This is a genomic window from Isoptericola sp. NPDC019571 (genome assembly GCF_044389385.1).
Classification (GTDB): Bacteria; Actinomycetota; Actinomycetes; order Actinomycetales; family Cellulomonadaceae; genus Isoptericola; species Isoptericola nanjingensis.
On the sequence record NZ_JBIRXZ010000001.1, the window covers coordinates 664274 to 691216 of the forward strand.

14 protein-coding genes are annotated in these 26943 nt (G+C 74.9%); all 14 read left to right on the forward strand.

Annotation, left to right across the window (positions count from 1 at the left end; all coding sequences use genetic code 11):
- Positions 1-123 precede the first annotated feature (123 nt).
- The 14 genes from ACH443_RS03025 to ACH443_RS03090 all read left to right on the forward strand — a co-directional run bounded on the left by ACH443_RS03025 (position 124) and on the right by ACH443_RS03090 (position 26887).
- Entirely contained in the window at positions 124-1206 is a 1083-nt protein-coding gene (locus ACH443_RS03025; RefSeq protein ID WP_430589432.1) for a type III polyketide synthase, read from the forward strand.
- The gene (locus tag ACH443_RS03030; RefSeq protein WP_429764893.1) at positions 1203-1727 is read left to right on the forward strand and encodes an isoprenylcysteine carboxyl methyltransferase family protein; all 525 of its coding nucleotides are present in this window, start codon (positions 1203-1205) and stop codon (positions 1725-1727) included. Before ACH443_RS03025 ends, ACH443_RS03030 begins: the two co-directional genes overlap by 4 nt.
- Positions 1727-2794 carry an NAD(P)/FAD-dependent oxidoreductase gene (locus ACH443_RS03035; RefSeq protein ID WP_430589433.1) on the forward strand — a complete coding sequence of 356 codons (1068 nt, stop codon included), beginning with the start codon at positions 1727-1729 and terminating at the stop codon, positions 2792-2794. The genes ACH443_RS03030 and ACH443_RS03035 overlap by 1 nt, the downstream gene beginning before the upstream one ends.
- A 216-nt stretch (positions 2795-3010) precedes the next feature.
- Positions 3011-9064 (forward strand): Ig-like domain-containing protein, encoded by a 6054-nt coding sequence (locus ACH443_RS03040; RefSeq protein WP_430589434.1) that lies wholly within the window; start codon positions 3011-3013, stop codon positions 9062-9064.
- Between the two features lie 160 nt (positions 9065-9224).
- Positions 9225-15242, forward strand: coding sequence for an Ig-like domain-containing protein (locus ACH443_RS03045; RefSeq protein WP_430589435.1), 6018 nt, complete (start codon positions 9225-9227; stop codon positions 15240-15242).
- Between the two features lie 61 nt (positions 15243-15303).
- Complete coding sequence (locus ACH443_RS03050; protein ID WP_430589436.1) at positions 15304-16278, forward strand: AAA family ATPase; 975 nt, start codon at positions 15304-15306, stop codon at positions 16276-16278.
- Positions 16279-16331: 53 nt separating this feature from the next.
- Entirely contained in the window at positions 16332-17693 is a 1362-nt protein-coding gene (locus tag ACH443_RS03055) for a DUF58 domain-containing protein (protein WP_429764885.1), read from the forward strand.
- Complete coding sequence (locus ACH443_RS03060) at positions 17686-20259, forward strand: transglutaminase domain-containing protein (RefSeq protein WP_430589437.1); 2574 nt, start codon at positions 17686-17688, stop codon at positions 20257-20259. The genes ACH443_RS03055 and ACH443_RS03060 overlap by 8 nt, the downstream gene beginning before the upstream one ends.
- Positions 20256-21755, forward strand: coding sequence for an RDD family protein (locus tag ACH443_RS03065; RefSeq protein WP_430589438.1), 1500 nt, complete (start codon positions 20256-20258; stop codon positions 21753-21755). The genes ACH443_RS03060 and ACH443_RS03065 overlap by 4 nt, the downstream gene beginning before the upstream one ends.
- Positions 21752-22588 carry a PP2C family protein-serine/threonine phosphatase gene (locus ACH443_RS03070; protein WP_429764879.1) on the forward strand — a complete coding sequence of 279 codons (837 nt, stop codon included), beginning with the start codon at positions 21752-21754 and terminating at the stop codon, positions 22586-22588. The genes ACH443_RS03065 and ACH443_RS03070 overlap by 4 nt, the downstream gene beginning before the upstream one ends.
- Positions 22585-24291, forward strand: a complete 1707-nt coding sequence (locus ACH443_RS03075; protein WP_430589439.1) for a hypothetical protein — start codon at positions 22585-22587, stop codon at positions 24289-24291. The genes ACH443_RS03070 and ACH443_RS03075 overlap by 4 nt, the downstream gene beginning before the upstream one ends.
- The gene (locus ACH443_RS03080) at positions 24292-25923 is read left to right on the forward strand and encodes a serine/threonine-protein kinase (protein WP_430589440.1); all 1632 of its coding nucleotides are present in this window, start codon (positions 24292-24294) and stop codon (positions 25921-25923) included.
- Positions 25920-26630: a hypothetical protein gene (locus ACH443_RS03085; protein ID WP_429764873.1), complete on the forward strand. Its 711-nt coding sequence runs from the start codon at positions 25920-25922 to the stop codon at positions 26628-26630. Before ACH443_RS03080 ends, ACH443_RS03085 begins: the two co-directional genes overlap by 4 nt.
- Complete coding sequence (locus tag ACH443_RS03090) at positions 26627-26887, forward strand: hypothetical protein (RefSeq protein ID WP_430557629.1); 261 nt, start codon at positions 26627-26629, stop codon at positions 26885-26887. Before ACH443_RS03085 ends, ACH443_RS03090 begins: the two co-directional genes overlap by 4 nt.
- The last annotated feature ends 56 nt before the right edge of the window (positions 26888-26943 follow it).

The window sequence follows — 26943 nt, forward strand, 5'->3', positions numbered from 1 at the left end:
TCCCGCCGGGATCTTCGCAGGCCCCTTCGCCAGGCCTTCCCCCAGCCCCCTTCGCCGGGCCCCGGCGCGGCGGGAGCGACCGCCCCCGCGCGGGGGAACGGCTGCGGTGCCACGATGCGAAGCATGTCGCGCGTCCTCGCCGTCGCCCCCGTCCTGCCCGGTCCGGCGCACCCTCAGGAACGGATCGCCGAGATGGTCGCCCCGCTGCTGGCAGACGCAGGGCCGCGGCGCGAGCTGGCCCGCCGCCTGCACGCCGCCGCGGGAGTGCGCACCCGGCACCTCGCGCTCCCACTCGCCGACTACGAGCGGCCGTTCGGGTTCGCGGACGCCAACGCCGTGTTCGCCCGCGAGGGGTCGGCGCTGGCCGAGCGGGCGTGCCGGGAGGCGCTCGCGGCCGCGGGCGTCGACCCGGGCGACGTCGACCTGCTCTTCTTCACGTCGGTGACGGGCGTGGGGGCACCGTCGGCCGACGCCGGGCTGGTGGGCCGCCTGGGCCTGCGGGCCGACGTGCGCCGGGTGCCCTCGTTCGGGCTCGGGTGCGCGGGCGGCGCGGCCGGGCTGGCGCACCTGCACGAGTACCTCGCGGGCCACCCGGACCAGGTGGCCCTGCTGGTCTCCGTCGAGCTGTGCTCGCTCACGCTGCAGCGGGACGACGGCTCGACCGCGAACCTGCTCTCGTCCGGCCTCTTCGGGGACGGGGCGAGCGCCGTGGTCGTCGCGGGCGACGACGTCGCGCCGCGCGGCCCGCGCCCCGGGCCGCGGGTCGTGGACGCCCGAGGCCGGCTCTACCCCGGCACCGAGCGGCACCTGGGGTGGGAGGTCCGGGACACCGGGTTCGGCATCGTGCTGTCGGCCGAGCTCCCAGAGCTGCTGCGGGCGCACCTCGCGGGCGACGTCAAGGACCTGCTGGCCGCGCACGGCCTGGAACCGCGCGACGTCGGCACCTGGGTGGTGCACGCGGGCGGCCCGAAGATCGTCGACGCCGTGCGCGACGCCCTCGACCTGCCCGAGGAGGCGGTGGCCCGCACCCGCGCGACCCTGGCGGCCGAGGGCAACCTGTCGTCGTCGTCCGTGCTGCACGTGCTCGCGGCGACCCTCGACGACGGCGCACCGCCGCCGGGCGGGTGGGCGGTGCTCATGGCGTTCGGGCCCGGCGTCGCGGTCGAGCTGGTGCTGCTGCGGGCGCCCGCGGCGGGGACGGCATGAGCGCGGCGCTCTACGCCGCCCTCGTGCTCGCGACCGGCCTGGAGCGGCTGGCCGAGCTCGTGGTCTCGGCGCGCCACGCCCGCTGGTCGTTCGCGCGCGGGGGAGTCGAGTCCGGCCGCGGTCACTTCCCGGCGATGGTCGCGCTGCACACGGGCCTGCTCGTGGCGTGCGTCGTGGAGGTCCTCGTCGCCGACCGGCCCTTCCTGCCGTGGCTGGGGTGGCCCATGCTCGCGCTCGTCCTCGCGAGCCAGGGCCTGCGCTGGTGGTGCATCGCGACGCTGGGGGAGCGGTGGAACACCCGCGTGATCGTGGTGCCCGGGCTGCCGCTGGTGCGCCGCGGCCCCTACCGCTGGCTGGCGCACCCCAACTACGTGGCCGTGGTGGTCGAGGGCGTCGCGCTGCCGCTGGTGCACACGGCGTGGGTGACGGCCCTCGCGTTCACCGTCCTGAACGCCTGGTTGCTGCTCGGGTTCCGCATCCCCGCCGAGGAGCGCGCGCTGCGGGCTGCCGAGGTCGGCTGATGCCCGGCCGCCCGCCCGACCGGGGCGTCGACGTCGAGACGGACGTGCTCGTGGTCGGCGGCGGCCCCGTCGGCCTCGCCGCGGCGATCGAGGCGCGGCGGGCCGGGCTGGGCGTCGTCGTCCTCGAGCCGCGCCCCGCGCCGATCGACAAGGCGTGCGGGGAGGGGCTGATGCCGGGCGCGCTCGCGGCCGTGCGGCGGCTCGGGGTCGACCCGGCGGGGTGGCCCTTGCACGGCATCTCCTACCGGCAGAGCGAGGTGGTCGCCGACCACCGCTTCGCCGGCGGGCCCGGCCGAGGGGTGCGGCGCACGACGCTGCACGCGGGCCTGCACGACGCGGCACAGGAGGCGGGAGCGGTCGTGCTCGCGCGCCGCGTCACGACCGTCGAGCAGGCGCCGGACGGGGTCGTGGCGGGCGGGGTACGGGCACGGTGGCTCCTGGGGTGCGACGGGCTGCACTCGCGGGTGCGGAGGGCGGTGGGGCTCGAGGTGCCCGCCGGGCCCGGTGAGGGGTCTCGGGCACGCCGGCGCCGGTTCGGGCTGCGGCGGCACTACCGCACGGCCCCGTGGACCGACCTCGTCGAGGTCCACTGGGGGCCGCGGGCAGAGGCGTACGTGACGCCGGTCGCGGGCGATCTCGTCGGGGTCGCGCTGCTCGGCCCTCCGGGCGTCGGCGTCGAGGAGGGGCTCGCGTCGCTGCCCGAGCTCGCCGATCGGCTCGCGGGGGCGGCGGCGGACGGCCCGGTGCTCGGCGCCGGCCCGCTGCGGGTGCGTTCCGCCGCGCGGGCGGCCGGTCGCGTCCGGCTGGTCGGGGACGCGTCCGGGTACGTGGACGCCCTCACGGGCGAGGGGCTGCGGGTGGGGTTGGCGCAGGCGCGCGTCGTCGTCGAGCACCTGGAGGACGGCGCGGCCTACGAGCGCGCGTGGGCTCGCGTCACCCGCGACTACCGCGCCCTGACCACGGGCCTGGTGACGGCCGCGAGGTCGCCCCTGCGCCGTGGCGTGGTCCCCGCCGCGGCCCGCCTGCCGCGCCTGTACGGGCAGGTCGTGGAGCGGCTGGCCCGCTGACGCGCGGGCTGCGGGCGCCGCGCGCCTGAGTCCGCGCGCCCGAGCCCGCGCGTCCCGAGGCGTAGGACGCGTCGCCCGACCCTCCCCGGACTCATTGCCCGGGGCGGGTGAAGTCTGGCACTCTGTCGGGCATCCAGACCCCGCCGACCGGTTCCGGTCGTGTGCGCGTGCGCCGTGGGGTCGTCGTCGACCGACGCTCCGGGGGGAGCCGTGGGCGTGTTCGCCCGACTGCGCACCGACCGCCGCACGACCGTCTCCACGGCGGTCGTGCTCTCGCTGACCGCGGGCGTCGCCGTCGCGGCGGTGCTGTACGACGGCGAGGCGACGGCCGACGTGGACCTGGACGACTCGGGCGTGTGGGTGACGAACCAGGCCGCCGGGAAGGTCGGTCGGTTCAACACGGCGGCCCAGGCGCTGGACGGCGTCCTCCTCGCCGGCAGCTCGTCGTTCGACGTGGACCAGCAGGCGGGCCAGGTGCTCGTCGGGGACGACGGCAGCAGCGCGGCGAACGTCGTGGACGTCGCGCGCCTGAAGTTCGGGTCGACGACGCCGCTGCCGGCCGGGTCCGAGGTCTCGATGGGCGGCGGCCGGGTCGCGGTCGTCGACGACGAGTCGGGATCGCTGTGGGTCACGTCGTTGGCCGACCTGCCGTCCCTCGACCCGAAGACGACCGAGCCGACGGCGGAGCTGGACGGGGCCGCGCAGGTCGTGGTGTCGGAGTCGGGCACCGCCTACGCGGTGGTCCCGGGCCGGGACGTGCTGTGGACGGTTGCGCCGGGGGAGGACCCCACCTCGACCGAGCTGGGGATGCTCGAGGACGGCGACGACGTCGTCCTCACCGCGGTGGGCGACGACCCGGTGCTGCTGAACCGCAGCGCGGGCGAGCTGCGGCTGCCCGGCGGGGACGTCGTCGAGGTGCCGGACGCCCAGGAGGCGCGGCTCCAGCTGCCGGGTGCGGCGTCGTCGTCCGTCGCGTACGCGACGCCCTCGGCGCTGGCCCTGCAGCCGCTGGGCGGCGGGGCTCCGACGCAGCGCAAGGCGTCCGGCTCGCCGGCGGCGCCGGCGCAGGTCGGGGGTTGCCTGTACGGCGCCTGGTCGGGCTCGGGGCAGATCGTGCGCGACTGCGAGGGCACGGACCGGGACGTCGACGAGGTGCTCGAGGGCATCGACCGGTCCACGGAGCTGGAGTACCGGGTCAACCGCGGCAACGTCGTCCTCAACGACCTCACGGCCGGCACGCTGTGGATGGCGCTGGACGAGTACGAGAAGGTCGACGACTGGGACATCAAGCTCCCCGAGCAGGCCGAGGGGTCGGACGAGGACGCCGAGGACGCGAAGCCCGAGCTGGTCGACAACACGGTCGTGGACCGCGACAAGCAGGACCCGCCGGAGGCGAAGGACGACGAGTACGGGGCACGGCCCGGCCGTGCGACGGTGCTGGACGTGCTGTCCAACGACCTCGACCCGGACGGCGACGTGATGACCGCCGACCTCGTCGGCGACCAGCCGGACGGCGTGCGCGTCGAGCGGGTGCTGGGCGGCAAGGCGCTGCAGGCGGTGGTCCCCGACGACGCGTCCGGGACGGTGTCGTTCACGTACGAGGCGTCGGACGGGCGGGGCGGCACGGACCAGGCGAAGGTCGACCTGCGGCTGGCGCCCGAGACCGAGAACGTGGCTCCCGTGCAGTCGGGCGACCCGGTGCTGCGGGTCGAGCAGGGCCGGTCGGCGCGGATCAAGGTGCTGCCGTACTTCCGCGACCCGGACGGGGACGACGTGTACCTCGCGTCGGCGGACGTCACCGTCGAGGGCGACGAGGTGCGCGCGTACCCGGACGGCACGGTCGAGTTCCGCGACAACGGCTCGTCGACGGGCCGCAAGAAGGTCACGCTGGTCGTGGGGGACGGCCGCGGCGAGGTCGTCGAGGGCGAGCTGCGGGTGGACGTCCTCGGCGACGGCAACGAGCCGCCGGTCGCGGTCGGCGACCACGTGGTGGCCACGGCGGGGCAGCCGATCACGATCGAGCCCCTCACGAACGACACGGACCCGAACGGCGACGAGCTGCGCCTGTCGAAGGTGAACGACGCGTCGCCGGCGGAGATCACGCGCAACTACGACGCGGGGACGTTCACCTTCCTGGCGCAGGAGCCGAGGTCCTACGACGTGCTCTACCAGGTCAGCGACGGGCCCGGGTCCACCACGGGCGTGGTCCGCGTCGACGTGCAGGACCCGGACGAGGCGACGGGCCCGCCCGTCGTCGTGGCCGACACGGCGATGCTGCCGGCCGGCGGTTCCGCCCTGGTCGACGTGCTGGCCAACGACGCCGACCCGGCGGGCGGCGTCCTCGTGGTGCAGTCCGTGCAGGTGCCGGAGGACTCCGGCGTGAGCGTGGCCGTGCTGTCGCACCAGATGCTGCGGATCACCGAGACCCGCCGGGTGTCGGAGCCGGTGCTGCTGGAGTACACGGTGTCGAACGGCAACGACACCGCGACGGGACAGGTGCGGGTGCTGCCCGTGCCGCCGCCCGACCGGCTGCAGCCGCCCAACGCGGCGCCGGACGAGGTCACGGTGCGCGCCGGCGACTACGTGAACATCGACGTGCTGGACAACGACACCCACCCCGACGGGCTCGAGCTCTCCCTGGACGACGAGCTCGAGCAGGGCGTGGACCCCGAGCGCGGCGAGCTGTTCGTCTCGGAGGACCGGCTGCGCTTCCGCGCCGGCCCGGAGCCGGGCACCGCCTACGCCATCTACACCGTGACGGACCCGAACGGGCAGCAGGACTCCGCCCAGGTGACGATCCACGTCCGCGGCGGCGAGGAGAGCTCCGCCCCGGTGCCGCAGGACGTCGAGGCGCGCGCGCTCGCCGGCGGCACGGTGCGCATCCCGGTGCCGCTGGACGGCATCGACCCGGACGGCGACTCCGTGCAGCTCACCGGCCTGGCGTCCGGGCCCGCGCTCGGTCGCGCGGAGGTCGTCGACGGGTACGTCGACTACGCGGCGGGTGAGGACGCGAACGGCGTGGACTCGTTCCGCTACACGGTGCAGGACGCGCGCGGCGCGGTCGCCACCGGCGTCGTCCGCGTCGGCGTCGCGCAGCCGCCGGCCACCAACCAGCCGCCGGTGGCGGAGGACGACGAGATCACGGTGCGGCCCGACCGCCGCGTGGCGGTGCCGGCGCTGGAGAACGACTCGGACCCGGACGGGGACCAGATCGGCCTGGTCCCGGGGTCGCTCGAGGGCGGGGAGGAGCTGTCGCCGAAGGTCGAGAAGGACCGGCTCGTCGTGCGCACCCCGGGCGACGATGGCACGTCCACGTTCTTCTACGCCATCGAGGACACCTACGCGGCGCGCGGGTCCGCCTCGGTGAGCGTCACGGTGGCGAAGGACGCGCCGCTGCTCCCACCGGTGGCGCGCGACGACGCGGTGCCCGTGGCGGACCTGCTCGGCAAGACGTCGGTGACCGTGCCGGTGCTCGACAACGACGAGGACCGCGACGGGGCGGCCGACGACCTCACCGTCGAGGCCTCGTCCTCCACGGCGGAGGCCACGCCGGACGGCGAGCTCGACGTGACGCTCACCGAGCAGCGCCAGGTCATCACCTACACCGTCACGGACGTCGACGGGCAGAGCGCGAAGGCGTTCGTCGTCGTCCCCGGCCTGACGTCCGTGCAGCCGATCCTCACGCCGGGCCAGGCGCCGCTCGAGGTGATGTCGGGCGAGACGCTCGACGTCGACATCGCCGACCACGTGCTCGTGGTCGAGGGCCGCACCCCGCGCCTGACGACGGCCGACCAGGTCGAGGGCCTGGAGGGGAGCGCCGAGGTCACCGGTGCGACGACGATGACGTTCACGCCGCGCGAGGGGTTCACGGGCCCGGCCGGCGTGACCTTCGAGGTCACCGACGGCACGAGCCCCGACGACCCGGAGGGCCACACGGCCGTGCTGACCCTGCCCGTCACGGTGCTGCCGCCGGACAACCTGCCGCCCGAGCCGGGCTCGCCGTCGGGCGAGGTCGCCGCCGGCGAGGAGAGCGTCGTCGACCTGGGCCGGTTCGCGAAGGACCCGGACGACGACGACCTGCGGTTCGTGCTGGGCGCCCTGCCCGACGGGGTGAGGGCGACGACGTCCGGCTCCCGCGTCACGCTCGAGGCGTCCCCGGACGTGCCGAAGGGCACCGAGCTCACCGTGCCGTACACGGTCACCGACGACGAGCACCCGCCCGTCGACGGCGAGATGCTCGTGACCGTGGTCGCGTCGACGCGACCTCTCGCGCGAGCGGTCGACGACACCGTGGACGACGCCCACCAGGGCGAGGCGGTCTCGGTGCCCGTGCTGTCGAACGACTCGAACCCGTTCGAGGACCGCGGCCCGCTGGAGCTCGTGGGCGACGCCACCGTCGAGACCGGCGTCGCGGACGTGACGAAGGACGGCGACCAGGTGGTCGTCACGCCGGCGGACGACTACGTCGGCACCATGGTGGTGCGCTACACCGTGCAGGACGCCACGAAGGACCCCGACCGCCAGGTCGAGGGGCGCATCACGGTCAACGTGCTCGGCGCCCCCGAGGCGCCGTCGACGCCGCAGGTGGAGGAGGTGCGCTCCGAGACCGTCGTCCTGTCGTGGACGCCGCCGCAGAACAACGGCGCGGAGATCTCCGGGTACACGGTGACGTCGAACCGGGGCGACACGTTCGAGTGCGCGACGACGACGTGCACGCTCGACGAGCTGACGAACGACGTCACCTACACGTTCACGGTGGTGGCGAACAACGCGGTGGGCCCGTCGCAGAAGTCGCCCGCGTCGGCGGAGGCGAGGCCGGACGAGAAGCCGGACCCGCCCGCGGCGCCCCAGCTCGAGTTCGGCGACGGCTCCCTCGTCGTGACCTGGGACAACGCGTCGTACACCGACCGGTCGCAGATCAGCTCCGTCGACCTGGAGATCTCGCCCGCGCCGGCGTCGGGGGAGACCCAGAAGGTGGGCGTCACGGGCGAGAGGATCGTCTGGGAGGGACTGACCAACGGCACGGCGTACAAGGTGCGCGTGCGGGCCGTGAACTCCGCCCCCGACCCGTCGGACTGGGGCGCCTGGTCGACGACCATGGTGCCGGCGGGCCCGCCGGACGCGCCCGCGGCCCCGAGCGCCGCCCGGGTCGACACGCCCCTGGGCGGCCAGGTGCACGTCGCGTGGAAGGCGCCGGCCACCAACGGCGACGCCGTGAAGAAGTACTCCGTGGACGTCGTCGAGGACGGCACGAAGGTGGCCACCGAGACGACGACGGGGACCTCGATCGACCTGGAGGGCCTGGACACCAAGGCGACGTACACGTTCGCCGTGACCGCCGAGAACAAGGCCGGCAAGGGCGGCAAGAGCCCGCGGTCCAACGAGGTCACGCCGTTCGGCCAGCCGGGGAAGCCCGGGAACCCGACGGCGACGCTGGGGTCCGACACGAGCGGTCGCGCCGTCGTCTCGTGGGGCGCGGCCGACGCCAACGGCAACCCCGTCACCTACACGGTGGCGACCGACCAGGGCGGCAGCAAGACGACCACGGGCACCTCGTACACCTACTCCGGGCTGGCGAACGGCACGTCGTACCGGTTCCGCGTCAAGGCGTGCAACGCCGCGGGCTGCTCGGCGTGGACGAGCTACTCGGGCGCCGTGAAGCCGTACACCGTGCCCGGTGCGCCGGGCGTCGTCTGGTCACGGGTCTCCGCCGAGCAGGGCACGTTCAAGGTGACGGCGGGCTCCAACGGCGGCAACGCGATCTCGCGCATCGAGTACTCGTTCACCCAGGGCCAGAGCGGGAGCGGGAGCAGGACGAGCTTCCCGTTCACCGTGACCACGCAGAAGAAGACCGGCACGACCTTCGCCCTGCGGGCGAGGGCGTGCAACGAGGCCGGGTGCGGCTCGTGGGGCAGCGACTCGGGGACGACCCCGACCCCGACGGCGACCGTGAGCCGCGGCGGCTCGAGCGGCGTGCAGTCGGGCTGCCAGTCCGGGAACTGCAACTACTTCAAGGTCACCGTGAAGGACTTCCCCGGCGGCTCGCACCGCGTGGAGTGCTGGTCGGCCAACAACCCGGCCTCGACCGAGTACGGCTGGCACAACATCATCATGGAGGGCAGCAAGGTCTGGACGACGCCGGGCGGCCCGGGCTTCACCAAGAGCTTCTCCGGCAGCCAGTCGTTCGAGCTCGACTGCTACTACGGGTACCCCGGCACGAGCGTCGCCGTGGTGATCGACGGCAAGCGGTACGCCGCCTCCACCTGGTGACCCCTGGCCGCCCCGGACATCTCGGGCATGGGGACCTCTCCCCATGCCCGGAGAGTGGTCGCCCCTGTCGCGAGCGGGAGAAGCCTGGCTATCCTGTGCGGGCGCTGCGTGTGGCCGACGGGGGCCGAAGGCCGGCAGCGCCAACTCATCGGGGGACAACTTGAGCCTGCTCACGCGCCTGCGTGGAGACCGTCGTTCGGGCATCGCGACGACGGTCGTCCTCGCGCTGTCCGCGGGCGTCGTCACCGCGGCCGTCCTGTACGACGGCGAGGCCACGGCCGACGTGGACCTCAACGACTCCGGCGTCTGGGTCACCAACCAGGCGTCCGGTCTCGTGGGCCGCTTCAACACCGACGCCAAGGCGCTCGACGGCACGCTCCTGGCGGGCAGCTCGGCCTTCGACGTCGACCAGCAGGCGGGCGACGTGCTCGTCGCTGACGACGGGTCCTCGAGCGCCAACGTGGTGGATCCCGCGCGGCTCAAGTTCGCGTCCACGACGAAGCTCCCGGCCGGGGCCCGGGTCGCCATGGGCGGCGACCGCGTCGCCGTGGTGGACGACGAGGCGGACGCGCTGTGGGTCACCCGCCTCGACCGGTTCCCCGGGCTGGACACGGAGGAGGACGACCCGACGGCGGAGCTCGACGGCGACGCCGAGGTCGCCGTGTCCGAGTCGGGGACGGCCTTCGTCGTCGTGCCCGCCGAGGACGCCCTCTGGACGGTCGAGCCGGGCGAGGAGCCGCGGTCCGAGAAGCTGGACCTCCTGAGCAAGGACGACGACGTCGTGCTCACGACCGTCGGTGACGACGTCGTGGTGCTGGACCGCACGTCGGGCCGCCTGCGCCTGCCCGGCGGGGACGTCGTCGAGGTGGCCGACGCGCAGGGCGCGCGGCTGCAGCTGCCGGGGATGGGCTCGGAGTCGGTGGCGTACGCGACGTCCGGCGCGCTGGTGCTGCAGCCGCTGGACGGCGGGGCCGCGACGCAGCGCAAGGCGTCCGGCTCGCCCGCCGCCCCGGTGCAGCTGGGCGGCTGCCTGTACGGCGCCTGGTCGGGCACCGGGCAGATCGTGCGCGACTGCGAGGGCACGGACCGCGACGTCGCCGAGGTGCTCGAGGGCATCGACCAGTCCACGGAGCTGGAGTACCGGGTGAACCGGAACGCCGTGGTGCTCAACGACCTCACGGCCGGCACCCTGTGGATGGCGCTGGACGAGTACGAGAAGGTCGACGACTGGGACATCAAGCTGCCGGAGCGGGCCGAGGGCCAGGACGAGGACGCCGAGGACGCGAAGCCCGAGCTGGTCGACAACACGGTCGTGGACCGCGAGAAGCAGGACCCGCCGGAGGCGAACGACGACTCCTTCGGGGTCCGCCCCGGCCGCACCACGGTGCTGGACGTGCTGGCCAACGACCTCGACCCCGACGGCGACGTCATCACGGCGCGCCTCGTGGGCGACCAGCCCGACGGGCTCACCGTGCAGCGGGTGCTGGGCGGCAAGGCGCTGCAGGTCGTGGTGCCGGGCGACGGCTCCGGGTCGGCGTCGTTCACCTACGAGGTCTCCGACGGTCGCGGCGGCACGGACGAGGCGAAGGTCTCCCTGCGGGTGGTCCCGCTCTCCGAGAACGAGAAGCCCGAGCAGTCCGGGGAGCCGGTCCTGCGCGTGCAGCAGGGCGGGACGGCGCAGATCAAGGTGCTCCCGTACTTCCGCGACCCCGACGGGGACGACGTCTACCTGGCCACCGCCGCGCCCACCGTGCAGGGCGACGAGGTGCGCGCGTACCCGGACGGCACGGTCGAGTTCCGGGACGGCGGGTCGGGCACCGGCCGCAAGAAGGTCGCCCTGACCGTGGGTGACGGGCTGGGCGGCGTCGTCGAGGGCACGCTGTGGGTGGAGGTGCTCGCCAGCCAGGAACCCCCCGTCGCGGTCGGGGACCACGTGGTGGTCACGGCGGGTCAGCCCGTCACGATCGAGCCGCTGAGGAACGACTCCGACCCCAACGGCGACGACCTGCGTCTCACGAACGTCAGCGACGCTGCGCCGGCGGAGATCACGCGCAACTACGACGCGGGCACGTTCACGTTCCTCGCGCAGGAGCCGAAGTCCTACGACGTGCTGTACCAGGTGACCGACGGGCCGTCGTCCACCACCGGCGTGGTCCGGGTGGACGTCCAGGACCCGGACGCCGCGGTCGGCGCGCCCGTCGTCGTGGCGGACACCGCGCTGCTGCCCGCGGGCGGCTCGACGCTGGTGGACGTCCTGGCGAACGACACGGACCCCGCGGGCGGCGTGCTCGTGGTGCAGTCGGTGCGCGTGCCCGACGACTCGGGGCTGAGCGTGGCCGTGCTGTCGCACCAGATGCTCCGGATCACCGAGACGCGGCGCCTGGCCGAGGCGGTCGTGCTCGAGTACACGGTGTCGAACGGCACGGAGACGGCCACCGGCGAGGTGCGGGTGCTGCCCGTGCCGCCGCCGGACCGGCTGCAGCCGCCGAACGCCGCCGCCGACGAGGTCACGGTGCGCGTGGGCGACTACGTGAACATCGACGTGCTGGACAACGACACGCACCCCGACGGGCTCGAGCTCACGCTCGACGACGAGCTCGAGCAGACGGTGGACCCGGCGCAGGGCGAGCTGTTCGTCTCCGAGGGCCGCCTGCGGTTCCGCGCCGGGGCCGAGCAGGGCACCGCGTACGCGATCTACAAGGTGCGCGACCCGAACGGCCAGGAGGACTCCGCCCAGGTCACGATCCACATCCGCGGCGGCAAGGAGAACGCCGCCCCGGTGCCGCAGGACGTGGAGGCCCGCGTGCTGTCCGGCGGCACGACGCGGATCCCGGTGCCCCTGGACGGGATCGACCCGGACGGCGACTCCGTGCAGCTCACGGGTCTCGCCACCGGGCCCACGCAGGGCCGGGCCGAGGTGACCGACGGCTACGTCGACTACGAGGCCGGCAAGAACGCCAAGGGCAGCGACTCGTTCCGCTACACCGTCCAGGACGCGCGCGGCGAGGTCGCCACCGGCGTCATCCGCGTCGGCATCGCGCAGCCCCCGGAGACCAACCAGCCGCCGGTCGCCGCGGACGACGAGATCACGGTGCGCCCGGAGCGGCGCGTCGCGGTGCCGGCCCTGGCGAACGACGCGGACCCGGACGGCGACGTCATCGGCCTCGTGCCCGGCGCCGTCGAGGGCGGCGAGGACCTCGATGCCAAGGTGGCGGACGACCGCATCGTCGTGCGCACGCCGGCCGACGAGGGCACCTCGACCTTCTTCTACGCGATCGAGGACACGTACGCCGCGCGGGCCTCGGCGTCCGTGAGCGTCACCGTGGCGAACGACGCGCCGCTGCTGCGGCCGATCGCCCGCGACGACTCCGTGCCCGTGGCGAGCATCCTCGGCAGGTCGACCGTGACGGTGCCGGTGCTCGACAACGACGAGGACCCGGACGGCGCGGCGGACGACCTCGAGGTCGCCGTCGACGCCGACGTGGCGTCGGCCGGGGTGACCGTCACCGCCGACGGCGCGCTCGAGGTCCCGCTGACCCGCAGCCGTCAGGTCATCACCTACACGGTGACGGACGTGGACGGGCTCACCGCCAAGGCGTTCGTCGTCGTGCCGGGCATGGAGTCGACCAAGCCGATCCTCAAGCCGGGCCAGGCCCCGCTCGAGGTCGTCTCGGGCGAGACGCTCGACGTCGACATCGCCGACCACGTGCTCGTGGTCGAGGGCCGCACCCCGCGCCTGACCACGGAGGACCAGGTCACCGCGACGGAGGGCGCCGCCAAGGTGACCGGCGAGACCACCATGACCTTCACCCCGCGCGCGGAGTACGACGGCCCGGCCTCGGTGACGTTCGAGGTCACCGACGGCACGTCCGTCGACGACCCCGAGGGCGCCGTCGCGCTGCTCACGCTGCCGATCACCGTGCTGCCGCCGGAGAACCTGCCGCCGGAGCCGGGCAACCCGTCCGGCGAGGTCGCCGCCGGCGAGGAGAGCGTCGTCGACCTGGGCCGCTTCGCCAAGGACCCGGACGACGACGACCTGCGCTTCCAGCTCGGCGGGCTGCCGCAGGGGCTGAGCGCCACGATGACCGGCTCGCGGGTCACGCTCGAGGCGTCGCCCGAGGTGCCGAAGGGCAACCGGCTCACGGTGCCGTTCACGGTGACGGACGACGAGCACCCGCCGGTCGACGGCACGCTCACGGTCCAGGTGGTGGCGTCGACGCGTCCGCTCGCCCGCGCGATCGACGACGTCGTCGACGACGCGCACCAGGGCGAGGCGGTCTCCGTCCCGGTGCTCGCGAACGACAGCGACCCGTTCGCCCCCGAGGGGCTCGATCTGCTCGGGACGAGCATCGAGACAGGCTCCGGCGACACGGTCGTGGACGGCGACAAGGTCGTGGTGACGCCCTCCGCCGACTTCGTGGGCACGCTCGTGGCCGTCTACCGCGTGCAGGACGCGACGAAGGACCCGGACCGCCAGGTGGAGGGTCGGGTGCGGCTGAACGTGCTCGGCGTGCCCGAGGCGCCGTCGACGCCTCAGGTGGAGGAGGTGCGCTCCGAGACGGTCGTGCTGTCCTGGACGCCGCCGCAGAACAACGGCGCCGAGATCACCGGGTACACGGTGACCTCGAACCAGGGCGACACCTTCGAGTGCACCACGACCACCTGCACCCTCGACGGGCTGACCAACAACGTCACCTACACGTTCACGGTGCAGGCCACCAACGAGGTCGGCGACTCGAAGCCCTCGCCCGCGTCCGCGGAGGCCCGGCCCGACAACAAGCCGGAACCACCGACGGCACCGGTCCTCGAGTTCGGCGACGAGTCCCTCGTCGTCACGTGGGCCAACGCCTCGTACACCGACCGGTCGCCGATCACGTCGGTCAACCTGGAGATCTCGCCTGCGCCGGCGTCGGGCGCCAGCCAGAAGGTCGGCGTCACCGGCGAACGCATCGTCTGGGAGGGCCTGACCAACGGCATGGCGTACAAGGTGCGCGTGCAGGCCGTGAACTCCGCCCCCGACCCGTCGGACTGGGGCGCCTGGTCGACGACGATGATCCCCGCCGGGCCGCCGGACGCGCCGTCGGCGCCGTCCGCGTCGCGCGTCGACACCGCCCTGGGCGGCCAGATCGACGTCTCGTGGAACGCGCCGGCCGACAACGGCGACGCGGTCAAGACGTACTATCTCGACGTCTTCCAGGGCGGCTCCAAGGTGAAGACGGTGTCGGTGACAGGCACGTCCACGACGGTGGGCGAGCTGGACACCAAGTCGAGCTACACGTTCGCCGTGACCGCCGAGAACAAGGCGGGCAAGGGAGAGACCAGCGCGACGTCGAACGCGGTGACGCCGTTCGGCAAGCCTGGCGTGCCCACCGGGGTCAAGGCCGCCGACGACAAGGGCGTGCCCGTCGTCTCCTGGGGCGCCGCTGACCCGAACGGCTCGCCCGTGACCAGCTACACCGTGCGGGCGTCGAACGGCGCCACGGCGACGACCTCCGGCACGAGCTGGCGCTTCACGGGGCTCCCGTCCGGGAACTCGTACACCTTCACGGTGACGGCCCATAACGCCGCCGGGGCGGGCGACACCAGCGCCGCCTCGAACGGGGTCAAGGCCTACGGCGTGCCGTCCGCGCCCAGCGTGACGTGGACCAAGACCTCGGCCACGGACGGGTACTTCACCGTCAGCGGCCCGGGCAGCTGGAACGGCGACACCGGCACCGTCTCCTGGAGCCTGTCCGGCTCCCAGTCCGGGTCCGGCAACGGCACCGGGCGGATCGACGTGGACGGCGGGTACAGCAAGTCCTACTCCGCCTCCGCGAAGGCCTGCAACGCGGCCGGGTGCTCGGGCAACGCCTCCGACAGTGGCAGCACAGACGCGCCCCCTCAGCCGAAGGTCTGGGTGACGGACTCGGGGGTCGTCTACAAGGTCGACGGGTGCGACACCAACAACTGCACCAAGCTGCGGGTCAATGCCAACGCTGACTTCCCCACCGGCACCTACAGCTTCCACTGCTGGCACAACAACGGTGGTGCGCGGGAGTTCTCGACCCAGACCGCTTACCTCCGCGCGGGTGGGTACGCCGACCTGTACTGCGTGGCCGGCATTCTCCACGGAGCTGATGTCTGGGTGACCGTCGACGGCAAGGACTGGACCTTCGAGCGCCGGGCCTGGCCACGATGACCGCGAGGCAGACCACCGACCACCACGACCGACCGAGCACCACGATCTGGAGAACCCACCGATGAGCACCATGACCCCCGAGCAGGCGAGCTGGTTCGCCCAGACGTTCGACCGCATCGTCGGCAACGTGGCGCAGGCGGTGCTCGGCAAGGACGACCAGATCCGGCTGGCGCTGACGTGCATGCTCGCGGAGGGCCACCTGCTGCTGGAGGACGCCCCGGGCACGGGCAAGACGATGATGGCCCGGGCCATGGCGGCGAGCGTCCAGGGCACCAACCAGCGCATCCAGTTCACGCCCGACCTGCTGCCGTCGGACGTCACCGGCGTGACGATCTACGACCAGAAGTCGGGCACGTTCGAGTTCCACGAGGGGCCGATCTTCGCGAACATCGTGCTCGCGGACGAGATCAACCGTGCGTCGCCCAAGACGCAGTCCGCGCTCCTCGAGGTCATGGAGGAGGGCCGGGTCACCGTGGACGGCGTCTCCCACCGGGTGGGCATCCCGTTCATGGTCGTCGCGACGCAGAACCCGATCGAGCAGGCCGGCACCTACCGCCTCCCCGAGGCGCAGCTCGACCGCTTCCTCATGAAGACGTCGATCGGCTACCCCGACCTCGCGTCGACGGTGGAGATCCTCGCCGGGGCGGCGGTGCGCGACCGCAGCGCCGCGCTGCAGCCGGTCATCACCGGGCAGGCCGTCGTGGAGATGTCGTCCCTCGCGGCCGCCACGCACGTCGACCCGGCCGTCCTGGAGTACGTGTCGCGGCTGGCGGAGGAGTCCCGCGCGGCGGCCGACGTCCACGTCGGCGTCTCCGTGCGCGGCGCGCTCGCGCTGGTGCGCTGCATGAAGGTGTGGGCCGCGGCCCACGGTCGCAACTACGTGCTGCCGGACGACGTGAAGGACCTCGTCGTGCCGGTGTGGGCGCACCGCCTCGTCCTGGACGCGGAGGCCGAGTTCGGCGGCGCGACCGCCGAGGGCACGATCTCGCGGCTGCTGAGCGACGTCGCGGCCCCGCAGGAGCGCCGGACCGCCTGACCGCCGGACCGCCTGACCGGGGCCCCGACCACGCGAACCTCACCGGAGAGCTCATGACCACCACCACCGAGCGGGAGACCGAGGCCGCCGCAGCCGCGGACGCCGAGGCGCCTGCCGACCAGCCGACGCCCGCCCCCGCCGTCCGGCCGCACCGCCGTGCCGCGCGGGGCATCGCCGCCGGGGCTCGCGGCCTCGGGGGCGTGCTCGCCCGCTGGGGCGCGGCCGTCGCCGACGCCGGGCGGCGCGCCTGGGCGCGCGCCACGCCCGTGCTGGGCGTGGTGTCGCCCTTCGGGTGGACCGTCCTCGCGCTCACCGCCGCGGCGTGGTGGGCCGGCCTGGCCCTGAGCTGGGAGGAGTGGGCCGTCGTCGCGGTCACCGTCACCGTGGCGCTGCTGGGCGCGGTCGTGTTCGTCCTCGGCCGCCTGCGCTACGACGTGACGCTCGACGTCGCGTCGCGCCGCGTCGTCGTGGGCGACCGCGCCGTCGGCCGCCTGCTGGTGCGCAACGGCTCGTCCCGCTCGATGCTGCCGGCCGTCATGGAGCTCCAGGTCGGGAAGGGGATCGCGTCGTTCCCGGTGCCGCGCCTGCGCCCGGACGCCGAGCACGAGGAGATCTTCGCCGTCCCGACCCACCGGCGGGCGGTGATCCCGCTGGGCCCGGTGCGCTCCGTGCGCGCCGACCCGCTCGGGCTGCTGCGCCGCGAGCTCACGTGGACCGAGCCCGAGGAGCTGTTCGTGCACCCGCGCACGCTGCCACTCTCCGGCTCGTCCACGGGCCTGCTGCACGACCTGGAGGGCCGGGTCACCCCCGACATCTCCGACTCCGACGTGTCGTTCCACGCGCTGCGCGACTACGTGCCCGGCGACGACCGCCGGCACATCCACTGGAAGTCCACGGCCCGCACGGGCCAGCTCATGGTGCGGCAGTTCGAGGAGACCCGCCGGTCCCGCCTCGCGGTCATCCTCTCGACCCGCGAGGAGGACTACGCGGACCCGGAGGAGTTCGAGCTCGCCGTGTCCGTCTGCGGCTCCCTCGGCCTCCAGGCGATCCGGGAGGACGGCGGCCTCGCCGTCCTGGTGCAGCAGGGCCGCGTGCGCGGCGACCACCGCACCCGCCTGCTGGACGACCTGACCCGGCTGGAGCTCGCGCCGGCGCGGACCAGCCTCGCGGAGGTGGCGCGCGTCGCGTCGGCCACGGTCACGGACGCGTCGGTCGTGGCCGTCGTCGTGGGCAGCCGAGTCACGCCCAACGACCTGCGCGCCGCCGCCGTGCGCCTCCCCGTCGACGCACGCCTGGTCGCCATGCAGTGCGTGCCGGGGGCCTCGGTGAGCCGAGGCCGGGTGGCCGACATGCAGCTGCTCACGATCGGCGAGCTGGCGGACCTGCCGAACGCGCTGCGGAGGATGAATGACTGAGAGCAACGGCCCCGCGCCGGACGACCGCACGTCGCACGCCGAGGCGGGCCACACCGGCGGCACGGGGCACACCGGGAGCACCGGCCGCACCGGCGGGACGTCGCGCACCTCGGTGCGCGCCGGGACCACGCGCGCACGGGGTCGCGACGGCGACCGCCCGCGGGCGCTCACCGTCGCCGGCGCCGTCGACGGCGCCGTGCTGCTCGCCCTGCTGGGCGTCGTGGCCGTCGGCTTCGGCCCCGCCTGGGGCACGACCGGGTACCTCGTGCCCGCGCTGGGCGGCGCGGTCGTCGGCCTGCTGGTCGCGTGGCTGGGTGCCTGGCTGCGCTGGTCCGTGCTGCTGACCGCGGCGACCACCGTGCTGGCGTACTTCCTCCTCGGCGGCGCCCTCGCCCTGCCGGCGACGGCGATCGGCGGCGTCGTGCCTTCCCTGGCGACGCTGCAGGAGCTCGCGCTCGGCGCCGTGCACGGGTGGAAGGGCTTCGTCACCACCGTGCCGCCGCTCGCGTCGTTCCCGGAGCTGGCGGTGGTCCCGTACCTGCTGCTGCTCCTCACCGGGGTGCTGGCGGGCACCATCGCGTGGCGCGGACGCCTCGCGGCGTGGGCGCTGCTGCCGGTCGTGGTGGCCCTCGCGGGCGTCGCGCTGCTCGGCACCATCCTGCCCGCGTACCCGCTGGCGCAGGGTCTCGTGGTCGCGGTGGTCGGCCTGCTGTGGGGCTCGTGGCGCGCGGCGGAGAGCCGGATGGGCGCCAACCGCCTGCTGTCCGAGGCGAGCCGGTCCGCGACCCGGCGGCTCCGGGCGCAGCGCCTGCGCGGTGGCGCCGTGCTGCTCGCGATCGGCGGCCTCGCCGCGGTGGTGGCGGCACCGCCGATGGCGCACGGGGAGCGCCTCGCGCTGCGCGAGCTGATCACCCCGCCGCTCGACCTGCACCAGTACACCAGCCCGCTGGTCGGCTTCCGGCACTACACGAAGGACCTCAAGGACGCGGAGCTGTTCACCGTGACCGGCCTGCCGGAGGGCGGCCGCGTGCGCCTCGCGACGCTCGACACGTACGCCGGCACGGTGTACGACGCCTCCAGCGGGGGCGCCACGGGCGTCTTCAACCGCGCGGGCGAGGTCGTCGACACGGTCGCGGCCGGCACCCGGACGCCCGTGCAGGTGTCCGTCACGGGCTACTCCGGCGTGTGGCTGCCCGACGTGGGGGAGCTGGGCGGCATCACGTTCGGGGGGGAGCGCGCCGACGAGCTGGCGTCCACGACCTACTACAACTCGACGTCCGGCACGGCCCTGTCGACCAGCGGCCTGCGGCCCGGCGACTCCTACGAGATCGACGCGATCGTCTCGCCGACGCCCTCCGAGGACGACCTGGCCACCGTGCCGATCCAGGACGTGGACCTCCCGAGGCCGGAGGACGTGGCCGACGAGGTTCCGGGGAAGTCCGCGCAGTTCGCCGCCGACGCCACCGAGCCGTTCGAGAAGTTCGTCAACATCCGCGACACGCTCGTGGCGACCGGCGTCTACTCGAGCGGCCTCGAGAACCAGCCGCCGTCCCGCCCCGGCCACTCCGCGGCGCGCATCGACACGCTGCTGGCGCAGGACGAGATGGTGGGCGACGACGAGCAGTTCGCGGTCGCGCTCGCCCTCATGGCGCAGCAGGCCGGCGTCCCGGCGCGGGTCGTGATGGGCTTCTACCCCGAGAAGGACGCGGTGGAGGCCGGCGAGCCGTACACCGTGACGGGCGGCGACGTGCACGCCTGGGTCGAGGTCCCGTTCGAGGGCTACGGCTGGGTGCCGTTCGACGTCGTCCCCGACGAGGACAACAAGGTGGAGCCCCTGCCGCGCTCCAAGCAGGTGCCGAAGCCGCCGGTCCTCGAGACCCCGGAGTCCCCGGAGGAGCCGCCGCAGGCGGAGGCGGGCGACGTCGAGGAGGAGGACCAGGACGACGACCAGACGGCGATCGACTGGCGCCAGGTCGCGATGATCGCCGTCGCGGTGGCCGTGCCGCTCGCGATCCTGGCCCTGCCGCTGCTGCTGATCCTCGGGTTCAAGCGCCGTCGTCGCGGGAAGCGCCGGTCGGCACCGGTGCTCGCCGACCGGGTGAGCGGCGGCTGGCGCGAGGTCGTCGACGCCGCCACCGACCTCGGCGCGGGCGTGCCCCGTGCCGCGACGCGCCGCGAGGGCGCCCGGATCGTGGCCGACCAGGTCCCGTCGGCGGCGACGAGCACGGTGCAGCTCGCCCACCGGGCGGACGCGACCGTGTTCGGCGCGGGCGCGCCCACCGACGACGACGTGGCGCGGTTCTGGTCCGAGGTGGACGACGTCGTCGGCACGATGCGCGCCGGCCTGCCGTGGCGGCGCCGGCTGGCTGCGCGCCTGTCGTTGCGCTCGGTGCGCGGCGCGGACGCGCCGCCCGTGGGCGAGGTCGTGCGCCGGTGGTTCGCGGCGGTCCCCGCGGCGGCGGGTCGGCTCGGGCGGGCGGCCGTGCGCCCGCTGCATGACAGGATGGCGCGCGCCCGGCGCCGCAATGACGGCACCCGGCGCGGCCGGCGGCAGGAGGATCGATGACGACGACGTGCACCGCGTGCGGCGCGCCCGAGCAGCGCGGTGCGTTCTGCTCCGTGTGCGGCACGCCGACCGTGGCGACGGGCTACCGGACGCCCGGCCCGGCGACCGGCAGCCTGGAGGTGACCACGGAGCCGGAGCTGCGCGAGCGGACCCGTCGCGCCCCCGACGACGTGGCCCGCGCGGCCGCGGCACCGCCCCCCGTGGGCGAGCCGCCGCTGGCCGGCGTCGGCCGCCGGGCGGGTGCGTACGTCCTCGACCTCCTCGCCCTCTCCCTGCTCGTGGGTGCGGCCTCCACGGTCACCGCGCTCGCCGTGCGCCTGCCCGCGCGGGTCGCGGACGCCGTCGCGGCCACCACCCCGATGGGGTCGGAGGCCGCGGCGCGCGACGCCCTCGGCGCGTACGTCGCGGTCTCCCTCGTGGGCGGCGCGGTGAGCCTGCTCGGCTGGTTCGGCCTGGCCCTGTGGGAGGGGCGCACCGGCCGTACGGTCGGGAACTCCGCCCTCGGGATCCGCACGGTCGCGCTCGACGGCGGCGGTCCCGTCGGGGCCGGTCGCGGGGTGTTGCGGTGGCTCGTGCTCGCGGGGTGCGGCGTCCTGCCGCTGGTGGGCACGGTGCTGGTGCTCGTGTCGCCCACGTTCGACTCGTCCGGGCGCCGCCAGGGCTGGCAGGACAAGGCCGCCCGGAGCGTGGTGCGGGACGTGCGCGGTGTGTCGCCGCGCAGCTTCGCGCCTGCTTCGCCGTCGGCTCCCGGGGGCATCGCCCCGGGCACGGCGCAGGGCGCCGCGCAGGGCAGCCCGCCGACCGAGGACCCGTGGGCCTTCCCGGCCGCACAGCGCGCCGCGGGCGGCCTCATCACGGGAGTCCCGGGCACCGCGGCTCCCGCGGGGGAGCCAGAGGCTCCGCAGGCAGCCGGTGTCGACGCGCACACCGTGCACCGCGCCTCCGCGGCGGCACAGGCCGCGGCGCCCGAGCCGGCGCCGACGCAGCAGCAGCGCGCGGTGCCCGCGGCGACCCCCGAGGCCCCGGCCGCTCCGCCGGTCCCCGTCGTGGCGCCGGTACCCGCCCCGGCACCGGCGCCGCAGGACGACCTCGACGACCTCGAGGCCACCCGGTTCAGCGTGTCCTCGCGGCGCAGCGCGGGCGACGGGAGCATGCCGCCGCGGATCGTGGTCGAGGTCGACCCGGAGCGCCGGGTCCACGTCGCGGCGCGGACGCTCGTCGGTCGTCAGCCGCAGCAGGACGGCGGTGCGCCCGCCACCCTGCTGAGCGTCGAGGACCCGACGCGGTCCGTCTCGAAGACGCACCTCGAGCTCGTGCCCACCCAGGACGGCCTGCGGGTCACGGACCTCGGGAGCACCAACGGCAGCGCCGTCATCGCGCCGGGCGGCCAGGTGCAGGAGCTCGTCGCCGGGCGGCCGGTGACGGTCGTCGCCGGGTGGGTCGTGCAGGCCGGTGCGCGTCGCCTCACCGTCGTGGGGCAGGACGCCGGCGCATGACGACACCGGTCAGTCTCGGCCTGCTCTGGGGCGCCGCCACGCACCAGGGCGCGCGCCGCAGGCTCAACGAGGACTCCTTCCTCGCGCGCGGGTCCGTGTTCTTCGTCGCCGACGGGATGGGCGGGCACGAGGCCGGCGAGGTCGCCAGCGCGGCCGCGGTCGAGGCGCTGGCACCGCTCGGACGGTCGGACGTCGTCGGGGTCGACGAGGTCCGGTGCCGCGTGCGCGCCGCCCACGACGCCGTGCGGGCCATCGAGACGGCACCCGGCCGCGGCGCGGGCACGACGCTGTCCGGCGTGGCGCTCACCGACCAGGGCGGCGAGCCCTACTGGCTGGTGGTGAACGTGGGCGACTCCCGGACGTACCGGGTTGCGGACGGTGCGCTGGAGCAGGTGAGCGTGGACCACTCCGAGGTCCAGGAGCTCGTCGACGCCGGGCGGATCACCGCTGAGCAGGCGCTCACGCACCCGCGGCGGCACGTCGTGACGCGTGCGCTGGGGGCACCGGACGACCCGGAGCCCGACTTCTGGTTCCTCCCCGTCCACGCGGGCGACCGGATGCTGGTGTGCTCCGACGGCCTGACGGCCGAGCTGCCCGACCGGCGGGTGGCCGAGCTGCTGATGGTCGAGCCCGACCCGCAGACGGCCGCGGAGCGGCTGGTCGGCGAGGCCCTCGCCGCGGGGGGCCGGGATAACATCACCGTGATCGTGGTGGACGCGACGGGGCTGACGGACGCCCTGGAGCGCACGGCGCCCCGGGACGGGCGGCCCGACCACGACGACGACGAGGACACGGTGCCCCGGCGGTCGCCGTGGAAGGGGGCGCTGACGTGACCGTGCGCTACGTGATCGGTCCGGCCTATGCCGTGGTGCGCGGCGGTGCCGTCGTCGTGCTGCCGGAGAAGGTGACGCCGGAGCTCGTCGACGAGCTGTGGACGACGCTGGGCGAGCGCGCCGGCGTGGTGCCGGTGCTCGAGGTGCTCACCGGGTCCTTCGGGGCGAGCCTGGCCTCCTTGCCGCCGTTCGCGATCGCGGTGGCGGACGGCCGACGGGTGCAGGTCGCGAGCCGCGGTGCGACGTCGGTGACGGTGGCGCGGGTCGACGGTCGTGACCACGTGTCCGGCGAGGGGGTCACCACCTGGGCGGAGCGCACGTTCGACGACGTGGTGGACCTCTCCGTGCAGGTCGGCGTGACCGAGCCGGACGATCTCGTCGACGCGCGCGCCCTGCCGTTGGACGCGGGTGTGGTCCTCGTGCGGTCCGTGGGCCTGCGGCTCACCGAGGACGCGCTCGCGGCGGCTCCCGTCCGCCGCCAGGACCCGGTCCGCGAGCCGTGGGAGGACACGGGGCCGCCGGAGGTGGACGACGTGCCGGCGGCCGCCGCGCCGAGCGCGCCGGCGCCGGTCGTGCCCCGCGCCCCGGTGCCGTCCGTCGACACGGCGTTCGCCTCCGAGGCGACGATCGCCCCGGAGTCGACCGTCGCGCCGGGCCTCGCCGTCACCTCCGACGACGTGCCGCGACCCGTGGCCGACGGCGACCTGGACCAGGTCTCGGGCGCGGACGTGGCCGAGACCCCGGCCGGGCCGGGCGCGCCGGTCGAGGAGACGTCCGGCTACGACCACCTCTGGGGCTCGACGGTGCACCGCGCGGTCGAGGCCGCGGCCGTGCGGCCGCCGAGCGAGGAGGACGACGAGGAGGGGCCCGGGCAGGCGGGCGCCGACCCCGCCGAGCCCGCGCCGGGTACTTCGCACGACGCCGCGGCTGACGCCGCCGAGGGTGCGGACGACGGGCTTCCGGACGGCGCGACCGTGGCCCCGGAGGAGCACGACGACGCGAAGGGACCCGGCACCGCGGCGCCGCACCCGCCGGCCGACGCCGCGCCGCCGGCCCCCGCGCCGGTCGACCTGGTGCCCGCCGGCGCGCCCGTCCAGGACGTCGAGGAGATCGACGGGAGCACGGTGCTCTCGTCGGCCATCGCCGACCTCCGGGCCGCCGCGGGCACGCCGGCCGCCGCCCCGGCGCCGGACCCTGCGGCCGCGCCGCCCGGCCCCTCGTTCGCCCCCGGCCCGCAGCCCGGCCGGCCGATGATCCTGGCGCGCCTGTGCACGGCCGGGCACCCCAACCCGCCCCAGCGGGACGACTGCGCCACCTGCGGGCAGTCGCTCGTGGGGGACGCGCGGCAGGTGCCGCGCCCCGCTCTCGGCGTCATGGGCGTCTCCGGCGGGCCCCGCGTCACGCTGGACCGCCCCGTCGTCGTCGGCCGCCGCCCCCGGTCGCCGCGCGCCACGGGCGACGACCTGCCCCGGCTGGTGACCGTCCCGAGCCCGCAGCAGGACATCTCCCGCTCCCACGTGGAGGTGCGGCTGGAGGGCTGGCACGTGCTCGTCAGCGACATGAGCACGACCAACGGCACCACCCTCCTCCGGTCGGGGCAGCCGCCGCTGCGCCTGCACCCGGGCGAGCCCGTCCTGGTCGTCTCGCGCGACGTCGTCGACCTGGGTGACGGCGTGACGCTGACCTTCGAAGGGATCCTCTGAGTGAGCCGCAAGCGTCCGCCGTCACCGCCGCCGGAGATCGAGGGGTTCGAGTACGTCTCGATCATCGGCTCGGGCGGCTTCTCCGACGTCTTCCTCTACCAGCAGCGCCGGCCACGTCGCCGGGTGGCCGTGAAGGTCCTGCTGCACGAGTGGACGAACGAGGGCCAGCGCGAGGCGTTCGAGGCCGAGGCCGACCTCATGGCCACGCTGTCCACGCACCCGTCCATCGTGACGATGTACGAGGCCGACGTGGCCGCGGACGGGCGCCCGTACCTCGCGATGGAGTTCTGCTCGCGGCCCAACCTGGGTGCCCGGTACCGCAGCGAGCGGCTGAGCGTGCCGGACGTGCTGCGGATCGCCGTCCAGGTCGCGGGCGCGGTCGAGACGTCGCACCGCGCGGGCATCCTGCACCGTGACATCAAGCCCGCCAACATCCTCGTCACCGAGTACGGGCACCCGGCGCTGACGGACTTCGGCATCTCGTCCACGCTGGACGACGCCGGGCTCGCCGAGGGCATGTCGATCCCGTGGTCGCCCCCCGAGTCGTTCGCCGAGCCGCCGCGCACGTCCGTCGCGACCGACGTCTGGGGCCTCGCGGCCACGACGTACTCCCTCCTCGCGTCGCGCACGCCGTTCGAGGTGCCGGGCGGGCCGAACTCCAGCGCCGACCTGGTGGCGCGGATCGAGTCCGCGCCGCTGCAGCCCACGGGCCGCAACGACGTGCCGGCGGCGCTCGAGCGCGTGCTCGGCACGGCGATGGCGAAGAACCCGGAGGCGCGGTACCCGACGGCCCTGGCGTTCGCACGGGCGCTGCAGGCCGTGCAGACGGACCTGTCGTTCGCCGTCACGCCGATCGACCTCCTGGACGACCGCGGCCAGGTGCGCGACGACGACGGCGGCGCACCCGAGCCGGCCGACGAGGACGAGGTGGGCACCCGTCTGCGCGAGGTCGTCTCGGTGGACCCGCGCGGGCCGGCGCAGGCCGCCGGCGGGCTCGCGACGGCGGCCCCGGCCGCGGCCTCCCGCCCGTCGTGGGCCGCCTCGGTCCCGGCGCCGACGACGGGCACGGCGCAGGGCGTGCTGGCCGACGACCTCGGCGACACCGTGCACCGGTCGATGGCCCCTGCCGCGCCGGCGACGTCACCCGCCTCTCCGGTCGCGGCGCCCGCCCCCGGGGAGGCGCCCGAGGCCCCGCGTCGTGGACGGGCCACGACGGGCCTCGTCGTCGGGCTGGTGGCCGTGGTCGCCGCCCTCGTGGTCACGCTCGCCGTGGTGCTCTGGCCCGACGGGGCGCAGGACCCGGGCGACGACCCGACGGCCGTCGCGACGGGGGCGGGCGACGACCCCGCGCCTCCGGCGGACAACCTGGGCGGGCTCGTGCCCGCGGTGACCGAGCTGGAGGGCAAGGTCTCGGGAGGCAAGGTCGTCTTCACGTGGACCAACCCCGACCCGGTCGACGGGGACACGTACGGCTGGCGCGAGCCGAAGGCGCTGGAGGAGGCCCACTACCAGCAGGTGAGGGAGACCACCGTCACGGTCGACAAGGCGGACTCCGGGGAGACCTGCGTCGAGGTCGTCATCGTGCGCCAGGGGGCGTTCTCCATCGAGCCGCAGGGAGTGTGCGTGGGATGAGCGACCTGGCGGTGGAGTTCGCGGGGGAGTGGTTCCGACCCGACCCGGAGGGGGTCTTCGAGATCGGGCGGGAGGGCGACCTCGCCCTCGACGACAACCCTTACCTGCACCGGCGGTTCCTGCAGCTCACGCACGTCTCGGGGCTGTGGTGGCTGGTCAACGCCGGCGCGCGGCTGTCCGCGACCGTGTGCGACGCGGCCGGCGGCGTGCAGTCGTGGCTCTCGCCGGGCACGTCGCTGCCGATCGTCTTCCCGTCGACGTCGATCGTCTTCACCGCGGGCCCGACCACGTACGAGCTGCTCGCCCGCCTCAGCCCGTCGCCGTACGCGGAGATCCACTCCGAGGAGCCCGAGGGCGGGGCCACCACGATCGGGATGATCCCGTTCACGGTGAGCCAGCGACAGCTCGTGGTCGCCCTGTGCGAGCCGATGCTGCGCCGCGACGGCACGGGGCTGTCCGAGATCCCGTCGTCCGCGGAGGCGGCGGCGCGCCTCGGCTGGACGACGACGCGCTTCAACCGCAAGCTCGACAACGTGTGCGAGAAGCTCGACCGGGTGGGCGTGAAGGGGCTGCGCGGCGGCTCCGGCGGGCTCGCCACGAACCGGCGTGCGCGGCTGGTGGAGTACGCCGTCGCGTCGCGGCTCGTCACCGCCGACGACCTGCCGCTGCTCGACCTGACCGACGTCGACGGGAAGGACGGGGAATGAGCCGCCGCAACCGTCCGGAGCTCTGGCAGATGGTCGTCGTGGTCGCCGTCGCCGCCGCGGCGATCGCGTTCGTGATCCTCATGGCCGCCGGCGTGCTCCGTGACGGCGTCGGCACCGGCGACCCCCTCGACTACTGGCGGGCGATCGGCCGCGAGCTCACCGACGCCGCCAACTGGCGCATCATCGGTCTGAGCGCGCTGGCCGGAGCGGCCGTCACCGCCGTCGTGGGCGCGATCTCGCGCTGGCGCCGCCCGTAGCAGACCCCGTGGCGCGGCCCGGCCGGCCGCGCCCACCCGAGACACCGACGGAACGA

What these genes read in the sequence shown, in the direction of transcription:
- ACH443_RS03050 (WP_430589436.1), top strand. Translation starts at nt 15,304, where the DNA reads ATGAGCACCATGACCCCCGAGCAGGCGAGCTGGTTCGCCCAGACGTTC.
- ACH443_RS03060 (WP_430589437.1), top strand. Translation starts at nt 17,686, where the DNA reads ATGACTGAGAGCAACGGCCCCGCGCCGGACGACCGCACGTCGCACGCC.
- ACH443_RS03070 (WP_429764879.1), top strand. Translation starts at nt 21,752, where the DNA reads ATGACGACACCGGTCAGTCTCGGCCTGCTCTGGGGCGCCGCCACGCAC.
- ACH443_RS03030 (WP_429764893.1), top strand. Translation starts at nt 1,203, where the DNA reads ATGAGCGCGGCGCTCTACGCCGCCCTCGTGCTCGCGACCGGCCTGGAG.
- ACH443_RS03085 (WP_429764873.1), top strand. Translation starts at nt 25,920, where the DNA reads ATGAGCGACCTGGCGGTGGAGTTCGCGGGGGAGTGGTTCCGACCCGAC.
- ACH443_RS03055 (WP_429764885.1), top strand. Translation starts at nt 16,332, where the DNA reads ATGACCACCACCACCGAGCGGGAGACCGAGGCCGCCGCAGCCGCGGAC.
- ACH443_RS03065 (WP_430589438.1), top strand. Translation starts at nt 20,256, where the DNA reads ATGACGACGACGTGCACCGCGTGCGGCGCGCCCGAGCAGCGCGGTGCG.
- ACH443_RS03025 (WP_430589432.1), top strand. Translation starts at nt 124, where the DNA reads ATGTCGCGCGTCCTCGCCGTCGCCCCCGTCCTGCCCGGTCCGGCGCAC.
- ACH443_RS03090 (WP_430557629.1), top strand. Translation starts at nt 26,627, where the DNA reads ATGAGCCGCCGCAACCGTCCGGAGCTCTGGCAGATGGTCGTCGTGGTC.
- ACH443_RS03035 (WP_430589433.1), top strand. Translation starts at nt 1,727, where the DNA reads ATGCCCGGCCGCCCGCCCGACCGGGGCGTCGACGTCGAGACGGACGTG.